This is a genomic window from Rhodanobacter sp. FDAARGOS 1247 (assembly GCF_016889805.1).
Lineage (GTDB): Bacteria > Pseudomonadota > Gammaproteobacteria > Xanthomonadales > Rhodanobacteraceae > Rhodanobacter.
On the sequence record NZ_CP069535.1, the window covers coordinates 965,233 to 981,284 of the forward strand.

The 16,052-nt window shown below is 67.0% G+C and carries 18 protein-coding genes; 8 read left to right on the plus strand and 10 right to left on the minus strand.

What is annotated here, in order from left to right; all coding sequences use genetic code 11:
* Positions 1–53: 53 nt before the first annotated feature.
* The 5 genes from I6J77_RS04155 to I6J77_RS04175 form a co-directional block, all read right to left on the minus strand.
* Positions 54–767, minus strand: a complete 714-nt coding sequence (locus tag I6J77_RS04155; protein WP_204110682.1) for a hypothetical protein — start codon at positions 765–767, stop codon at positions 54–56.
* 1 nt (position 768) lies between these two features.
* Positions 769–1,845 (minus strand): uroporphyrinogen decarboxylase, encoded by a 1,077-nt coding sequence (hemE, locus tag I6J77_RS04160; RefSeq protein ID WP_204110683.1) that lies wholly within the window; start codon positions 1,843–1,845, stop codon positions 769–771.
* A gap of 1 nt (position 1,846) precedes the next feature.
* The gene (locus tag I6J77_RS04165; protein WP_007810035.1) at positions 1,847–2,107 is read right to left on the minus strand and encodes a WGR domain-containing protein; all 261 of its coding nucleotides are present in this window, start codon (positions 2,105–2,107) and stop codon (positions 1,847–1,849) included.
* A gap of 120 nt (positions 2,108–2,227) precedes the next feature.
* Positions 2,228–3,316 carry a 3-dehydroquinate synthase gene (aroB, locus tag I6J77_RS04170; RefSeq protein WP_204110684.1) on the minus strand — a complete coding sequence of 363 codons (1,089 nt, stop codon included), beginning with the start codon at positions 3,314–3,316 and terminating at the stop codon, positions 2,228–2,230.
* Positions 3,313–3,867: a shikimate kinase gene (locus I6J77_RS04175; RefSeq protein WP_056717528.1), complete on the minus strand. Its 555-nt coding sequence runs from the start codon at positions 3,865–3,867 to the stop codon at positions 3,313–3,315. The genes aroB and I6J77_RS04175 overlap by 4 nt, the downstream gene beginning before the upstream one ends.
* Before the next feature lie 136 nt (positions 3,868–4,003).
* Between I6J77_RS04175 and I6J77_RS04180 the strand changes: the two genes are divergently transcribed.
* The 3 genes from I6J77_RS04180 (at position 4,004) to I6J77_RS04190 (ending at position 5,514) form a co-directional block, all read left to right on the plus strand.
* A complete protein-coding gene (locus tag I6J77_RS04180) occupies positions 4,004–4,837 on the plus strand; it encodes an SDR family oxidoreductase (RefSeq protein WP_204110685.1) in 834 nt (277 codons plus the stop codon).
* Positions 4,838–4,854: 17 nt separating this feature from the next.
* Positions 4,855–5,199 (plus strand): YbjQ family protein, encoded by a 345-nt coding sequence (locus tag I6J77_RS04185; protein ID WP_056717529.1) that lies wholly within the window; start codon positions 4,855–4,857, stop codon positions 5,197–5,199.
* 111 nt (positions 5,200–5,310) lie between these two features.
* Positions 5,311–5,514: a dodecin family protein gene (locus I6J77_RS04190; protein WP_056717530.1), complete on the plus strand. Its 204-nt coding sequence runs from the start codon at positions 5,311–5,313 to the stop codon at positions 5,512–5,514.
* Between the two features lie 86 nt (positions 5,515–5,600).
* On the opposite strand, the gene I6J77_RS04195 is transcribed toward I6J77_RS04190, so the two are convergent.
* Positions 5,601–6,431, minus strand: coding sequence for a kinase (locus tag I6J77_RS04195; protein WP_204110686.1), 831 nt, complete (start codon positions 6,429–6,431; stop codon positions 5,601–5,603).
* 232 nt (positions 6,432–6,663) lie between these two features.
* Here I6J77_RS04195 and pdxH point away from each other — a divergent pair, with 232 nt between their 5' ends.
* The 3 genes from pdxH to I6J77_RS04210 are packed head-to-tail and all read left to right on the plus strand — an operon-like array spanning position 6,664 to position 8,502.
* Complete coding sequence (pdxH, locus tag I6J77_RS04200) at positions 6,664–7,251, plus strand: pyridoxamine 5'-phosphate oxidase (RefSeq protein WP_204110687.1); 588 nt, start codon at positions 6,664–6,666, stop codon at positions 7,249–7,251.
* The gene (locus I6J77_RS04205; protein WP_204110688.1) at positions 7,248–7,688 is read left to right on the plus strand and encodes a secondary thiamine-phosphate synthase enzyme YjbQ; all 441 of its coding nucleotides are present in this window, start codon (positions 7,248–7,250) and stop codon (positions 7,686–7,688) included. The genes pdxH and I6J77_RS04205 overlap by 4 nt, the downstream gene beginning before the upstream one ends.
* A gap of 4 nt (positions 7,689–7,692) precedes the next feature.
* Positions 7,693–8,502 carry a cobalamin-binding protein gene (locus tag I6J77_RS04210; RefSeq protein ID WP_204110689.1) on the plus strand — a complete coding sequence of 270 codons (810 nt, stop codon included), beginning with the start codon at positions 7,693–7,695 and terminating at the stop codon, positions 8,500–8,502.
* Between the two features lie 878 nt (positions 8,503–9,380).
* On the opposite strand, the gene I6J77_RS04215 is transcribed toward I6J77_RS04210, so the two are convergent.
* Positions 9,381–9,956, minus strand: coding sequence for a YggT family protein (locus I6J77_RS04215; RefSeq protein ID WP_204110690.1), 576 nt, complete (start codon positions 9,954–9,956; stop codon positions 9,381–9,383).
* Positions 9,953–10,777 (minus strand): pyrroline-5-carboxylate reductase, encoded by an 825-nt coding sequence (gene proC, locus I6J77_RS04220; protein ID WP_204110691.1) that lies wholly within the window; start codon positions 10,775–10,777, stop codon positions 9,953–9,955. Before proC ends, I6J77_RS04215 begins: the two co-directional genes overlap by 4 nt.
* Positions 10,778–11,159: 382 nt before the next feature.
* Between proC and I6J77_RS04225 the strand changes: the two genes are divergently transcribed.
* The gene (locus tag I6J77_RS04225) at positions 11,160–12,197 is read left to right on the plus strand and encodes a type IV pilus twitching motility protein PilT (RefSeq protein WP_007809667.1); all 1,038 of its coding nucleotides are present in this window, start codon (positions 11,160–11,162) and stop codon (positions 12,195–12,197) included.
* A gap of 154 nt (positions 12,198–12,351) precedes the next feature.
* Positions 12,352–13,521 (plus strand): PilT/PilU family type 4a pilus ATPase, encoded by a 1,170-nt coding sequence (locus tag I6J77_RS04230; protein ID WP_204110692.1) that lies wholly within the window; start codon positions 12,352–12,354, stop codon positions 13,519–13,521.
* 82 nt (positions 13,522–13,603) lie between these two features.
* Here the strand turns inward: I6J77_RS04230 and I6J77_RS04235 are convergent, their stop codons facing one another.
* A complete protein-coding gene (locus I6J77_RS04235; protein ID WP_204110693.1) occupies positions 13,604–13,972 on the minus strand; it encodes a BON domain-containing protein in 369 nt (122 codons plus the stop codon).
* Between the two features lie 238 nt (positions 13,973–14,210).
* Complete coding sequence (locus I6J77_RS04240) at positions 14,211–15,992, minus strand: hypothetical protein (RefSeq protein WP_040673521.1); 1,782 nt, start codon at positions 15,990–15,992, stop codon at positions 14,211–14,213.
* Between the last annotated feature and the right edge of the window lie 60 nt (positions 15,993–16,052).

Consider the following 16,052-nt stretch of genomic DNA (forward strand, 5'->3'; position numbering starts at 1 on the left):
CACGAGCAAGCCGGCTTCTCCGTTTGCACGGTGCCTGCTCCATCGAGTCAGGCTTACTTTGCGGCGACCTGGTGTTTTCGCTCCACCAGAAAGAATCCGCGGGTGTTGGCGTCGCCATGAACGCCGCATGTGCTGACTTCGGCCACCAGCCGCACCCCTGAGTAGCGTGCTGGCGCGGAAAGCTCGATGGCACATTCGGAATATCGGGCGCGCTCCACGTCGAGGACGCGGTCGTAATCGCCCAGGGTGCCGTAGCGGGTTTCGATATCGCGGTTGAGCATGGCGGCGAGTGCTTGTATCGACGCAACGGACATGCCGGGCCTGACCTTCTCGTAGAGTGTGCGAACGGCCCGATCCTCGCGCGCATGCACGACCTTCATCAGCGCGGCGGTCTCGACCCGGCAGATCACCCCCAGCGCAATCACGGCGCCATACCAGGCGATGACGCGCAACCGCGTTGCCGTGCCAATCCACAGCGTCAACCGTGGCCATATCAACCCGCCGAACAGACCGGACACGCCGAGGATGAGAACTCCTCCGGATAGTCTGGCGCCCATGATGGCTGCCGCATGCGCCTTGAACTTGTAGAACGAACCGTCTGCCCATGTGTATCCGCCTGCCAGCATTGCCAACACCGGCAGCGCCAGGGTCAGAACGACCAGGACCGAGATGATGCCGATCAATACGCTGGGCGGGAATGCACCGCCGTGAAGCGACGTGCTGGCTTCTATCGGCGTGCCGACGCCATCTTCGCCTTCGCCGATCACTTCAATCCAACGCGTGGGAGCGCAGCGTGCGCCCGTACGCGTGCACCTCATCGACCAGCACCTTCACGTGCTCCGGATTCACCTCCGGCGTGATGCCGTGGCCGAGGTTGAACACGTGGCCGGGGTGGTTGCCGTAGCTGTCCAGCACGGCGCGGGCCTCGCGGCGGATCACCTCGGGGCTGGCGCGCAGGATCGCGGGATCGAGATTGCCCTGCAGGGCGACCTTGCCGGCGACGGCGCGGCGGGCGTCGGCCAGATCCATCGTCCAGTCGACGCCGAGCGCGGCGCAGCCGCTGTCGGCCATCTCGGCCAGATGCATGCCGGCGCCCTTGGAGAACAGGATCACCGGCAGCTCGCGCGCGGCCGGGTCGGCTTTCAGCGCAGTCACGATGCGCGTCATGTAGCGCAGCGAGAATTCGCGGAACGGCGCGGGGCCGAGCAGGCCGCCCCAGGTGTCGAAGATCATCAGCGCCTGGGCGCCGGCCTCGGCCTGGGCGATCAGGTAGGCGGCGACGGAGCGGGCCAGTGTGTCGAGCAGCTGGTGCGCGAGCTGCGGTTCGTTCCAGCACATCGCCTTCAGCGTGGCGAAATCGCGCGAGCCGTGGCCTTCGACCATGTAGCAGGCCAGCGTCCACGGACTGCCGGAGAAGCCGATCAGCGGCACGCGGCCGTGCAGCTCCCGGCGGATCAGCCGCAGCGCATCCATCACGTAGCGCAGTTCGCCGTCCATGTCGGGCACGGCGAGCTTGGCGATGTCGGCTGCCGTGCGCAGCGGCCGCGCGAACTGCGGGCCTTCGCCCTGGGCGAACGACAGGCCCAGGCCCATCGCATCGGGAATGGTGAGGATGTCGGAGAACAGGATCGCCGCGTCGAGCTCGAAGCGTTCCAGCGGCTGCATGGTGACTTCGCAGGCGTATTCGGGGTTCTGCGCCAGGCCCATGAAGCTGCCGGCGCGCTCGCGGGTGGCGCGGTATTCGGGCAGGTAGCGACCCGCCTGGCGCATGACCCAGATCGGCGTGGTGTCGGTGGCTTCCCGGCGCAGTGCGCGCAGGAAACGGTCGTTCTTCAACTCGGTCATTTCAACGTCCGTAAGGGCCTTCGAGGCCTTGGGCAAACATCAGGCGGAAACCGCGCTTGAGCTGGGCGTCGCGCGCTTTCTCGAAGGCGCTCACTGCCTCGTCGCGCTCCAGGAACTGCTCGCGTTTCATGGTCGCGCGGCCGCCCTGGGTGCCGGACTCGCGATACAGCGTCCAGCCGCCGAGCAGGTCCTGCTCCAGCGTGATCTGGACGTAGCGGGGTGCTTCGGCAGCGCCGGGCACGGTTTGCAGGTAGAGGCGCATGGGTTCCAGGGTGCAACACGAACGGGCGTAGCCGGACGGCACAGTTTATAGGATTTGCGCCCGGGGACCCGCCGGATGGCCGGGGCATGTCGTCACACGCGGCGGCGGACGGCGTCTGCCCTAAGCGGCTTCGGTCAGGATCGCCATGACGTCGGCTTCGTCCACGCCGTCGACGATCTCGGCCCGGCCGATGCCGCGCCACAGGATCAGGCGCAGGCTGCCGGCGCTGTTCTTCTTGTCCAGCCGCATCAGCGCCAGCAGCTGTTGAGGGTCCATGCCGGGCGGAATCGTCACCGGCAGCCCGAGCTTTTCCAGCAGGCGCAGCATGCGGCGGGTGTCGTGGGTGTCGCTCATGCCCAGCCGTTCGGACAAGCGGGCGGCCAGCAGCATGCCGACCGCCACGCCTTCGCCATGCAGCAAGGTGGTGTAGTGGCCGGCGGTTTCCAGCGCATGGCCGAAGGTGTGGCCGAGGTTGAGCAGGGCGCGTTCGCCCTGTTCGGTTTCGTCGCGGGCGACCACGCCGGCCTTGTAGGCGACCTTGCGCGCGATCGCCTCCTGCACGGTGGCGGGATCGCGTGCGGCCAGTGCATTGGCGTGCTGCTCCAGCCAGGCGAAGAACGGCTCGTCGCCGATCGCCGCGCCCTTGATCACCTCGGCCAGGCCGGCGCGGTATTCGCGGTCGGGCAGGGTGGCCAGGGTGTCGATGTCGGCGATCACCGCGCGGGGCTGGTGGAAGGCGCCAGCCAGGTTCTTGCCGACCGGCAGGTTCACGCCGGTCTTGCCGCCGACCGAGGAGTCGACCATCGCCAGCAAGGTGGTCGGCATCTGGATGAAGTCGATGCCGCGCATCCAGCATGCGGCGCTGAAGCCGGCCAGGTCGCCGACCACGCCGCCGCCCAGCGCGATCACGCAGGCATCGCGGGTGGCGCCGAGCTGGCCCAGCGCTTCCAGCGCGCGGCCGACGTTGGCGAAGGTCTTGTGCGCCTCGCCGTCGTCGAGCAGGAAGGACGACCAGTGCAGGCCGTCCAGCCCCGCTTCGATCCGCGGCAGGTACAGCGGCGCCACCGTGGTGTTGCTGATCACCAGCGCGTGCCGGCCGCGCAGCATCGCGCGCCAGCGCGCGTGGTCGTCGAGCAGGCCGGCGCCGATCCACACCGGATAGCTGCGCTGGCCCAGCGCGACGTGGAGATGCTGGATTGCCGGGTTCATGCGGTCTGCCTGGGGAATGCGGAAGGACGTTGCCAGTGCTGGTCGATCAGCGCGATGCAGCGTTCGCTGGCGCTGGCGACGCTGCCATGTTCGCCGGGAACGGCCAGGTCGGCCAGTTCGCGGTAGAGCGGTTCACGCACCCGGGCCATCGCCTGCAGCCGCTCGTGGCGGTCGGGCACCGCCAGCAACGGACGGCGATGGTCGCGTTCGAGCCGTTCGAGTTGCTGCGCGATGGTGGTCTGCAGCCACACCACGTAGCCGCGCCCGCCGAGGCATCGACGATTGCTTTCGGCCAGCACCGCGCCGGCGCCGGTGGCCAGCAACAGGTCATGCTGGCCGCTGATTTCCTCCAGCAGCGTGCTTTCGCGCTGGCGGAATCCCGCCTCGCCCTCGATCTCGAAAACCGTGTTCACGTCGACGCCGCAATGCCGCTCGATTTCCTGGTCGAGATCGATGAAAGTCAGGCCATAATGCGCGGCAAGCCGTCGTCCGATCGAGGTCTTGCCGGCGCCGGTCGGTCCGATGATGAAAAGGTTGTGCGACGGGTTCATGAGCGAATGCTAGCAGGGCCGATCGGCCGGGTCCGGCCCGCCCGCAGCCGTCAATTTGCGATACTCGGCGTGCAAGCGCGGGCGTGATCCAGTCAGCCCGATCGATTCATCCCGACAGATCCATGGGAGGGTAGTGGTGAGCGAACGTATCCTGCTGGCCGGATGCGGTGACCTGGGCGAACGCGTGGCGCAGCTTCTGCGCGCGCGCGGTGACGACGTCTGGGCGTTGCGGCGGCATCCACCGGCGCGCGACGCGTCGGGCATCCACTGGCTGGGCGGTGACCTGACTGATCCCGCCAGCCTCGGCGCATTGCCCCACGGCATCACCCGCGTAATCTATCTGCCGGCGCCGGATGGGCGGGACAAGGCCAGCTATCGCGCGGTTTTCGTGGACGGCCTGCGTCATCTGCTGGAAGCGCTGGACGGCAGTCGCCTGCAGCGATGCCTGTTCGTGTCATCCAGCGCGGTGTACGGTGAGCACGATGGCGACTGGGTGGATGAAACCACCTCGGTCGGTCCGCTCGGCTTCAATGGTGCGGTGCTGCGCGAGGCCGAGCAGTGGCTGGCTGAGCAGCCGGTGCCCGGCGTGGTGCTGCGCCTGGCGGGCCTGTACGGGCCTGGGCGCCTGCAACTGGTGGAAAAGCTGCGCGCGGGACAGCTGCGGGTACCCCGCGAAGTGCCGCACTGGGCCAACCGCATCCACGTCGACGATGCCGCCGCGGCCATCGTCCACCTGCTGCAGGTGGAGGCGCCGCAAGCGCTGTACCTGGGCGTCGACGACACGCCGATGCCGCTGGACGAGTTGTACGATTTCCTGGCCGCGCTGATCGATGCCCCGCCGCCGCCCGAAGGTGCCGCGCCGGTGGGCGTTGGCAGCAAGCGGCTGAGCAATGCCCGCCTGCGCGCCAGCGGCTGGGCCCCGCAGTGGCCGGATTCGCGCGAAGGCTATGCTGCACTGATCGACAGCTGATTCCACGGAGCATCATCATGGCCAGAACCGTTCCACACCATCAGGTCAGTACCGCCAACGAGATCCCCGGCTTCCGCATCGTCCGTTCGCTGGGCATCGTGCGGGGCATCACCGTGCGTTCGCGCAGCGTGGTGGGCAATCTCGGCGCGGCGCTGCAGACCATCGTCGGCGGCAACATCTCGATCTATACCGAGCTGTGCGAGAAGGCCCGCGAGGAAGCGTTCGAGCTGATGCTGCAGCACGCCGCGGCGATGGGCGCCAATGGTGTGGTGGCGATGCGCTACGACGCCAACGAAGTGGCCCAGGGCGTGACCGAGGTGCTCGCCTACGGCACGGCCGTGCAGGTCGAGGCGTCAACGTGACGTGATTTTGCAGTGCGGCTTGTCCCTTCCGACAACGGCAGTCCAGACTGGCGCTTCGAACAGGGGAAGCGCATCGTGCCGCTCGCACGGACTCCATGGGAGAGTGACGTCATGTCAGTAGCCAAGGTCATCGAAATCAACGCCTCGTCCGCCAAGGGCGTCGAAGACGCCGTGCAGCACGGCCTGAAGAAAGCCGCCGAGTCGGTGAAGAACATCAAGGGCGCCTGGGTCAACGAGATCAAGGTGGTCACCGGAGACGACGGCACGGTGACCGAGTGGCGCGTCAACATGAAGATCAACTTCGTGGTGGATTGATCGGTGCGGGAATCAGGGTCGGGGCAGTGCGATGCTTCCCCGATTCCCGATTCCCGATTCCCGATTCCCGATTCCCGATTCCCGCCTCAGCCGTGACTGAGCCCCGTCACGTGGCGGTCGTCGTCGTACTCCACGCAGGTATCGGACAGCACCGGCAGGGTGGCCAGCGCGTGCCGGCTCAGTCGTTCGAAGTGGGCGAGGAACCGCTCCATCGCCGCGGCGTCCATCGCCAGGGGCGCGTGGCGCGCCAAGAGATCCTGCTCCTGCTCGCCACGCCAGCGCCGCACGATTTCCCAGCCCGGCGCCTGCAGCACGATCAGGGCATCGAACTTGCGCCACAGCGGCTGGTAGCCGCGCAGCTGCTTGTTGACCCAGTGCCGCCAGCTGCCGTCGGGATCCTCGCGGCGCTCCAGCTCGTTGACCGGCTTGGCCAGCGCAGACTGCAACTGCGGACGGATGCCCAGTGCCCAGCCCTCCACGATCACCAGCTTCGGCGGCCGGGTGATCCGCGGCCAGCGTGACGGCGGAAAGCGGGTGTCGCGGCCCTTGTCGAAACGCGGATGCAGCACCGGCCACCGTTCCGAGGCATGCGGCAGGGCGGCCAGCACCGACATCAGCAGTTCGATCTCGTGGGTGCCCGGCACGCCGCGGGTGCGCAGCAGCGGATGGACTTCGCGCGCCAGCGTCTCGCGTTCGCTGCGGGCATAGTAGAAGTCGTCCAGCGACAGCACCTCGGTGGCCCAGCCGCGAGCCTCGGCCTGCATCTTCATCACCCGCGCCAGCGTGCTCTTGCCACTGCCCTGGAGGCCGGAAAGGCCAAGGATGTAGGGGCGGCGCGAGCGGGCGATGCGCCCTGCGTACTGGTCGAGCAGATGGCCGGCGAGGGCTTCGTTGTGCAGGTCGGCGTGAGACATCATCCGCAAGATACCTTGGTTCCCGGAGGCACTTCCGCCACAGGCAGGCGGTGATCGCCCAGTATCCCCCAAACGGGCGCGTCCCTGCCTGCTTCACGCCGGGCAGGGCAGGATGGCGCCGTCAGCCGGGCCGGAAAGCTACTGGGGGAACAGGACATTGCACTATCATCGCTCAGGTTCATCCGCGCCATGATGGCGCGTGTCGGCCACGATGCAAAAGGAAAGTTTCGACATCATGCTCAAACCCGAGATTCTGGACACCTTCCTGCGCCTGCTGGACGAAGCCAGGGCCAGCGGCGACCGCGAGCCGACGGCGATGAACCTTTCCACCGTCGACGCTTCCGGCCGGGTCGCCTCGCGCATCGTGCTGCTCAAAGGCGCCGACGAGCGTGGCTTCCGCTTCTACACCAACTACCAGAGCGACAAGGGCAGCCAGCTGGATGCCCACCCGCAGGTGGCGCTGTGCTTCCACTGGAAGCAATTGCGCGACGGCGTGCAGGTCCGCGTCGAGGGCGCCGCCCGCAAGCTGCAGGACGAGGAGTCCGATGCCTATTTCGCCAGCCGCCCGCGGGGCAGCCAGATCGGCGCCTGGGCTTCGCTGCAATCGCAGACCCTGCCCGATCGCGATACCTTCGAGCAGCGCGTGGCGCGCTACGAGCAGCAGTTCGACGGTCGCGAGGTGAGCCGGCCGCCGCACTGGGGCGGCTTCGTGGTCGAACCGGACATGCTGGAGTTCTGGTACGGCGCCGAGTTCCGCCTGCACGAGCGGGTGCGCTGGGATCGCCACGGCCAGACCTGGACCAGCCGGATGCTGTACCCGTGATCCGTCCGCTGCCCGCGCAGCACGTGGCGCAGGGTGGCTTCATCGTGCATACCCGCGGGCGCGGTTTCAGCGACATCACCGCGCAGGTGGCGGATGCGCTGGGGGCCAGCCATGTCCAGCTCGGCATGGCCCATGTCTTCACTGCCCACACCAGTTGCTCCTTGCTGCTCGGCGAGAACGCCGACCCGGCGGTGGGCCGCGACCTGGAGCGCTGGTTCGCCCGCGCGGTGCCCGACGGCGACCCGCTCTTCGAACATGACGCGGAGGGGCCCGACGACATGCCGGCGCATGTCCGCTCGATCCTCACCGGGGTCAGCCTGGTCGTGCCGGTGCACGGCGGCAAGCTGCAGCTGGGCACCTGGCAGGGCATCTACCTGTGGGAACACCGCCTCGACCCGCACCAGCGCAAGGTCACCGTGACCGTGCTGGGTCATTGAGCGGATGGATCACCGCGTGGTCGACCACTTCCCCCGGCGCATCGTCTGCCTCACCGAGGAGCCGACCGAGGTGCTGTACGCACTGGGCGAAGAGCACCGCATCGTCGGCATCTCCGGCTTCACCGTGCGGCCGCCGCGCGCGCGCAAGGAGAAGCCGAAGGTCTCCGCGTTCACCAGCGCGAAGATCGGCGAAATCCTGAAGCTGGAACCCGATCTGGCGATCGGCTTCTCCGACATCCAGGCCGACATCGCGCGCGAGCTGATCAAGTGCGGTGTGGAGGTGTGGGTCAGCAACCATCGCAGCGTCGACGGCATCCTCGCCTACATCCGGCGGCTGGGCGCGATGGTCGGCGCGCATGAAAAGGCCGAGGCGTACGCGCAACGCGCCGAGCGGCACATTGCCGACATCCGCGCCGCCGTGGCGCGACTGCCGCGGCGGCCGAAAGTGTATTTCGAGGAATGGGACGAGCCGATCATCACCGGCATCCGCTGGGTCGCCGAGATCATCGGCATCGCCGGCGGCGACGACTGTTTCCCCGAACTGGCCCGCGAACCGCTGGCCAAGCAGCGCATCCTGCCGAACGGCGACGAGGTGGTGCGGCGCGCGCCGGACATCATCCTGGGTTCCTGGTGCGGCAAGCGCTTCCGCCCCGGGAAGGTCGCGGCGCGACCGGGCTGGGACGCGATCCCCGCGGTGCGCCACGGTGACCTCCACGAGATCAAGTCGCCGATCATCCTGCAGCCGGGACCGGCGGCGCTGTTCGATGGGCTGGACGAGATCCATCGAATCATCGCCGCGTGGGCGCTGCGCTGAGCTTTTCGCCGTTTGCGGGCTGTTGTGCCGGCGACCTCCAGCCCACTCGCCATGCCAGCGAAGGTTGCATTTGCTGTTGTGGGTGATGCTTTTACCTGCCCTTGTGCATCAGAGCGAAAAGCTTTCGTCTGCCTATGGCAGCCGAGCTACCTTTCTCTGTGTGGCCAGAGAAACGTGGCCCAAAGAGAGGCCACCCCGCTTCCGCGCTTTCCGGGCATCCTGCCCGGAAAGTCCGCGAGCCGGGGCCGGGCTTTTCGACAGCACATCCCTGTGCTGGCGAAAAGGCATCGGCATCCATGCCGATGCCCGCTACGCGGCCTGTCGACCCCGCCTCGCCGCTGCAGAGGGGCCCCGGGTAGAGCAGCGGGCCATCGTGGCCCGCACTCTTCAGAAGAGCCGGATCAAGAGCAGAGCGGCGGCAACCCGGAGCTTTTGCTCTGGTTTTTGCCCTTGCCTTTCAGCTCCATCATCGAGTGCGGGCCACGATGGCCCGCTGCTTTACCGGGGTCCCTTGTGCGGCGGTGAGCCGGGGTCGACAGGCCGCGCAGCGGGAGCCGACAGGGATGTCGGCTCCTTTTCGCCAGGGCAGGATGCCCTGTCGAAAAGCCCGGCCCCGGCTCACGGACTTGTTGGGCAGGATGCCCAACAAGCGCCAAGCGGGGTGGCCTTCTCTTTTGGTTACTTTTCTCTTGGCCACGCAAGAGAAAAGTGACTCGGTCGCCGAAGGCGATCGACCGCTCTGCACTTGAAGCTTTTTGAAGCTTTTGCTTCTAGGCACATCGAAGCAAGAGGCAGAAAGTGACTCTCCCTCCGCAGGAGGGCGAAAGCTCTTGCTTCAAGAAAGGCAGCGACCAGAGCCGCCGCGTACAAGAGAAATCTCAGGCGCCCAGTGCCAACCGCGCCCCCAGATCCAGCAGCGGTGCGGCGATCAGCAGGCGCGCCAGCAGCAACACGATCATCACCACCATCGGCGCGAAGTCGATCTGACCGGCGACCAGCCTGCCGCGCAGCGGGCGCAGCAGCGGGGCCACCAGGGCGCCGGCCAGCTTGAGCAGGGGATGGCGCTGGTCCACCGAGAACATGCTCAGCAGGGACCAGCCGAAGATCAGCACCAGATAGAACAGCAGGGCGAAGTCGAGCAGTTCGGCCAGCGCCAGCACGATCAGTCCCAACGGGTGCGCCATCACGCCCTGCAGGGCGAACAGCAGCACGCGCTTGAGCAGCATCGCCAGCCAGGCCAGCAGCAGGGCGGCCAGGTTGATCCGGCGCCAGTTCGGCAGCACGCGGCGGATCGGCGCCAGCACCGGGTTGGTGTAACGGTAGATGAACTGGCTCAGCGGGTTGTGGAAGTCGGCGCGGCAGGCTTCGGCGGCCACGCGCAGCAGCAGCAGGGTGACGGCCGCCTCGAAGACCAGCTCGATCAGCATGGAGAGGGCGTTCAGCAGGTAGCTCACGACAGCTTGTCCAGTTCGTTGGCCAGTTCCGCTCCGCGACGGGTGGCGGCGTGGACCGCACGGGCCACGATGTGCGGCAGCCCGTCGGCGGCAAGACTTTCCAGCGCGGCCTGGGTAGTGCCGTTGGGCGAGGTGACGCGCTGGCGCAGCAGCGCGGGGTCTTCGCCGCCTTCGACCAGCATGCGGCCAGCGCCGAGGCAGGTCTGCGCGGCCAGCGCGCGGGCGGTGTCGCGGGGCAGGCCCTGGGCCACGGCGGCCGCTTCCAGCGCCTCGACCAGGGCGAAGAAGTAGGCCGGGCCGGAACCGGACAAGGCGGTGACCGTATCCATCAGCGCCTCGTCGTCGATCCAGCGGGTGATCCCGGCGGCGTCCAGGATGTGCTGGGCCTGGGCCTTCTGCGCCGGGCTGACCCGGCTGTTGGCGCACAGGCCGGTGGCGCCGGCGCCGATCAGGGCCGGCGTGTTGGGCATGCAGCGCACGATCGGCAGGCCGCTGCCGAACCAGCGTTCCAGCTGGTCCAGCCGCACGCCGGCGGCGATCGAGATCAGCAGCGGGCGATTGCGTTGCAGGGTGTCGCGCAGTTCGGCGTGGATCGCCGGCATGATCTGCGGCTTGACCGCCAGCACGATGACCTCGGCTTCCGACGCGGCAAGCCGGTTCTCGGCGTAGCAGGCGATGCCGAATTCGCGGCCCAGCGTCTGCCGCGCTTCGGCCAGCGGCTCGGCCACGCTCACCGTGGCCGGCGCCACCCCGGTCTTCAGCAGGCCGCCGATCAGGCTGCGCGCCATGTTGCCGCCGCCGATGAAGGCAAGTCGTGTCATGCAGGGTTCCTCGGATGGGTCAGGTGGATCGTCCAGACCGCGTACCTTACCGGAGCCGTCGCACCGAGCGCCGATTCCGTGGTGGGGGCATCCGGCGACGACCGCCATCGATGCGCCGGCGAAGGTCGGATCGCGGTTTTACGACAGACCGCGCAAACCGGGTCGACACTTTGCGCGCTGGCGGCTGGAAAGACTGGCCGCACAGCCGCTTGCGCGAGTAGTATCGACCCGGCTGCAAGGGGATTGGAACGGCTCGTCCGGGCTGCGAGGTGGCGCCAGGCAACATGCGTTGCGGCGCACCACGCCTGCGGACGATCGACGGTCCCGATTGCAGCGCCCGAATTCATGCCATCCAGACGCTCGGTTTAGGGGAAACGACTTCATGGACATTGCCGAACTGCTTGCCTTCTCGGTAAAGAACAAGGCCTCGGACTTGCATCTGTCCGCCGGGCTGCCGCCGATGATCCGCGTTGATGGCGATGTCCGCCGCATCAACATCCCTGCGCTGGAACACAAGCAGGTGCACTCGCTGATCTACGACATCATGTCGGACAAGCAGCGGCGCGACTACGAAGAGTTCTACGAGACCGACTTCTCGTTCGAGATTCCCGGGCTGGCCCGTTTCCGCGTCAACGCGTTCAACCAGAACCGCGGCGCGGGCGCGGTGTTCCGTACCATTCCGTCCGAAGTGCTGACCCTGGAAGACCTGGGTTGCCCCCGGGTGTTCAAGGAACTGATCGAGCAGCCGCAGGGCCTGATCCTGGTGACCGGCCCGACCGGCTCGGGCAAGTCGACCACGCTGGCGGCGATGGTCGACCACATCAACAAGAACGAATACGGTCACATGCTCTCGGTCGAGGACCCGATCGAGTTCGTGCATACCTCGCAAAAGTGCCTGATCAACCAGCGCGAGGTGCATCGCGATACGCACGGCTTCAACGAGGCGCTGCGCTCGGCATTGCGCGAGGACCCGGATTACATCCTGGTCGGCGAGTTGCGCGACCTGGAAACCATCCGCCTGGCGCTGACCGCCGCGGAAACCGGCCACCTGGTGTTCGCCACCGTGCACACCAGCTCGGCGGCGAAGACCATCGACCGCATCATCGACGTGTTCCCCGCCGGCGAGAAGCCGATGGTGCGCTCGATGCTGTCCGAGTCGCTGCGCGCGGTCATCTCGCAGTCGCTGCTGAAGAAGGTCGGCGGCGGCCGCGTCGCGGCGCACGAGATCATGGTCGGCATCCCGGCGATCCGCAACCTGATCCGCGAGGACAAGGTCGCGCAGATGTATTCGTCGATCCAGACCGGCCAGCAGTTCGGCATGCAGACGCTGGACCAGTGCCTGCAGGACTTGGTCAAGCGTGGCCTGGTGACCCGTCAGGAAGCCTCGATGTACGCCAAGAACAAGGACAGCTTCAAGTGAAGCGGGGATTCGGGAATGGGGAATCGGAAATCGTTGAAAAGTCGCGCGCCTTGCGTGGCTGCGGTTTGAACACTCGCCTCCCTGCAACCGACTTGCGCCGGACATCAGCTTTCCGATTCCCTATTCCCCATTCCCTATTCCCGGGGTTAGAGCCATGAGCGATTTTGATTTCACCTCCTTCCTGAAGCTGATGGTGCACAAGAAGGCGTCCGACCTGTTCATCACCGCGGGCGTGGCGCCGTCGATGAAGGTGCAGGGCCGCATCGTGCCGATCACGCAGAGCCCGCTCAGCGTGCAGCAGGCGCGCGACATGGTGCTCAACGTGATGACGCCGGGCCAGCGCGAGGAGTTCGAGAAGACCCACGAGTGCCAGTTCGCGATCTCCGCCCAAGGCGTGGGCCGCTTCCGCGTCTCGTGCTTCTACCAGCGCAACTGCGTCGGCATGGTGCTGCGCCGGATCGAGTCGAAGATTCCGTCGATCGAGGAGCTGACCCTGCCGCCGGTGCTCAAGCAGCTGGCGATGACCAAGCGCGGCATCATCGTCTTCGTGGGTGCCACCGGCTCGGGCAAATCGACCTCGCTGGCGGCGATGATCGGCTACCGCAACCAGAATTCGACCGGCCACATCATCACCATCGAGGACCCGATCGAATACGTGCACAAGCACGAGGGCTGCATCATCACCCAGCGCGAGGTCGGCATCGACACCGATAGCTGGGACAACGCCCTGAAGAACACCCTGCGCCAGGCGCCGGACGTGATCATGATCGGCGAGGTGCGTACCCGCGAGGGCATGGACCACGCGATTGCCTTTGCCGAAACGGGCCACCTGGTGCTGTGCACGCTGCACGCGAACAACGCGAACCAGGCCATGGATCGCATCCTGCACTTCTTCCCGGAAGACCGTCGCCAGCAGTTGTTGATGGACCTTTCGCTGAACCTGAAGGGCATCGTGGCGCAGATGCTGATCCCCACCCCGGACGGCAAGGCGCGCCGCGTGGCGGTGGAAGTGCTGCTGGGCACGCCGCTGGTGCAGGACTACATCCGCCAGGGCGAGATCCACAAGCTGAAGGAAGTGATGAAGGAGTCCACCCTGTTGGGCATGAAGACGTTCGACCAGGCCCTGGTCGAGCTCTATCACGCTGGCGAGATCAGCTACGAGGACGCGTTGCGTTACGCCGACAGTTCCAACGAGGTGCGCCTGCGCATCAAGCTGGCGCAGGGCGGCGATGCGCATACCCTGTCGCAGGGCCTGGACGGCGTGGAACTGGAGGAGACGCGCGACGGGAACAACCTTGGCGGTGCGAATTTCCTCAATCGCTGAGGCAGCTTCCGGATGAGGAAAAAGGCGCCCTGGGGCGCCTTTTTCGTTTCAGCAAGGTGGCGTCGCCACCCTCATGCCGCGATCATTTTTCGGCGACGCCGACGGTCAGCCCACTGGCGTCGACACTCTTGACGCCCTTGACGCTCTTCGCAACGCGCTCGGCGCTGTCTTTCTCCGCGGCGCTGGAAACGGTGCCGCTGAGGGTCACCACCCCGTCATTGGTCGACACCGAGATGTCGGTGGCGGACACGCCCTTGGTGGTGCCGAACTCGGACTTCACCTTGGTGGTGATCCAGGCGTCGGCGGCCTTGTCGGGCACCGTCTGGTTGTCCGACGCCTTCTGCATCTGGCTGGCGTTGTCCTGGGCCATCACCTGGCCGAACGGAATGGCCGCGAAGCCGAACATCATGGCGGTGGCACAGAGGCTGGTGCGGATCTTGGAATGGCGCATATTCGATCTCCCTGACTGGCGGTGGGGGCCTGCCGGTGGCAGGCGGGATGCCATGCAGCGGCTTCCTTGGGACATGGCACCAGCCGGAGGGTGAAAGGCATGTCGCCGCGACACGCTCCGTTCAGTCCCCGATCACGGATGCGAACGGGATGTCATCGGCATGTTCGGCATCTGTTCGTTGCGGGCACAAAAAAGCCGGGACGCGACGGCGCCCCGGCTTTCGGTTCCGACGAGCGGGTTACTTCAGCACGGTCTGGCTGGTGATCACCATGCCGCTCTTGTCCACGTGCATCTCGGCATCGATGCTGTCGACCCGTTCGGCCTGGGCCTTCATCGCGGCGAACTGCGCCCTGGAACGGGCCAGTTCGTCGGCGGCGCTGGTGGCGTCGCTGCCGTCGTCGATCGACGGCTCGTCACTCTTGCCCAGCGTGGCGGTGGCAGCAGCCAGCGCATCGAGTTTCTGTTCCATCAATTGCAGCCAGCTGACGTACATGGCGCCGCTGATGTGCATCCGCGTCATCTGGCCGGCGTCGCCGCCGGGTTCCTTCAGCGTGTCGGCCAGGTGGCTGTCTTCGCCGGCACCGACGCCGAGCGCGAGCGCCTTTTCACTCATCGCCACCCATGCAGGCTGGCCCAGCATGCCGACCATGTCCTTGGGCAGCGCCTGCGGCGCGCCGTCGTGGCCCAGCTTCAGCTGGGACAGCGCGGGCACCATCATCTGGCCCATCGCCAGCAGTCCTTCGGGATTGCTGGTGCCGAGCACCAGGCGCCCGGTGAACGAAGGCATGGCGGAATCCTTGCCGGCGCTCAGCGAATCCAGCGCAAGGCGCACTCCCAGCATGTCGCCGAACGGCGGGATCGCCGCCTTCTGCATCGCCGGGCCCAGCTTGGCGAAGCTGTCGTTGAGGTCGGTCAGCGAGGCACACGTGAACGGCTTGGCGGCGACCGCGTCGGCCTGGGCCATCCAGAAGCCGCGCATGCTGGCGATCGGTAGCGCGATGCTGAGGTCGAACGGCGCGCTGCCGGCCTTGCCCAGTCCGGGCAAGGCCACTTTCAGGCCGGCGAAGGCCTGGCTGATGTCGTCCGCCAGGGCGATGTCGACGCGGGCGTCCTGGTGCTTGGCATCGAGCTGCGTGTAGCCGAAGCTGATCGTGGGCACGCGAGCGGCGATGCGCGCCGCGTCCGCGCTGCAGCTGGGCGAGGTCTGCAACTGGGTGGCCACCGGCTCGCCGGTCTTGGCCGACACCGCCTGGGCGCGGGCCTTCTGGATCGCATTCACCAGCGGGTCCTTGCCGCTCACCGCCAGCGGTAGCGCGCGGGTGAGGTCGAACTGGCCGACCAGCCACTTCTGGTAGCCCTTGGCCTTGGCCAGGGTGGCCAGGCGACCGTCGTCCTGCAGGCTCTTCTGCGGACGGTCCAGTCCCAGTGCCTGACGCAACAGCGCCGGCGAGGCGTCGCCGGGCAGCAGCGCGGCGACCGCCTGCTTGCCGACGGTGGCCAGGACCATCTGCGTGCCCGAGGCGGCGGAGGTGAAGCGGCGGTAGGACTGCTTGTCGATGCTGGCCACCTCCAGCTTCTTGCCGTAGGCGGTTTCCAGCCGGCCGACGAACGCGTCGAACGCGGCGGGGTCACTCAGGTCGAAGCGCGCGACCGGGGCCAGGCCCAGGCCATAGAACGCGGAGTAGCCCTTGAGATTGATGCCTGCGCCTTCGGCGAAGGTTTCGATGGTCTTGCCCTTGAACTCGGCGTGCAGCGCGCGCAGCAGGCGTGCACCCTCCGGGTCCTTCGCGGCCAGCCGATCGGCCGCGGCATCCAGTTGCGCCAGCTGGGACGGCAGTTGCGCATCGGCCTGCGCGAGCAGGGCGCCACGGGTGCTGTCGTCCATGGTGTCGAGATTGGCCATCACGTACGGCGTGTCCGCCGGAACGTAAGCCAGTGGTGCGTCCTTGTCCTTGTGCCCGCAGGCCGCCAGCATGATGCCGGCGAAGCCCAGCGCGATGTATCGCGTCGTCGATCGCATGATGATCCCCAGTGTGGTGAATGCCGCGCGGGACATTATGCCCGCTTGCCCGGGACCGTG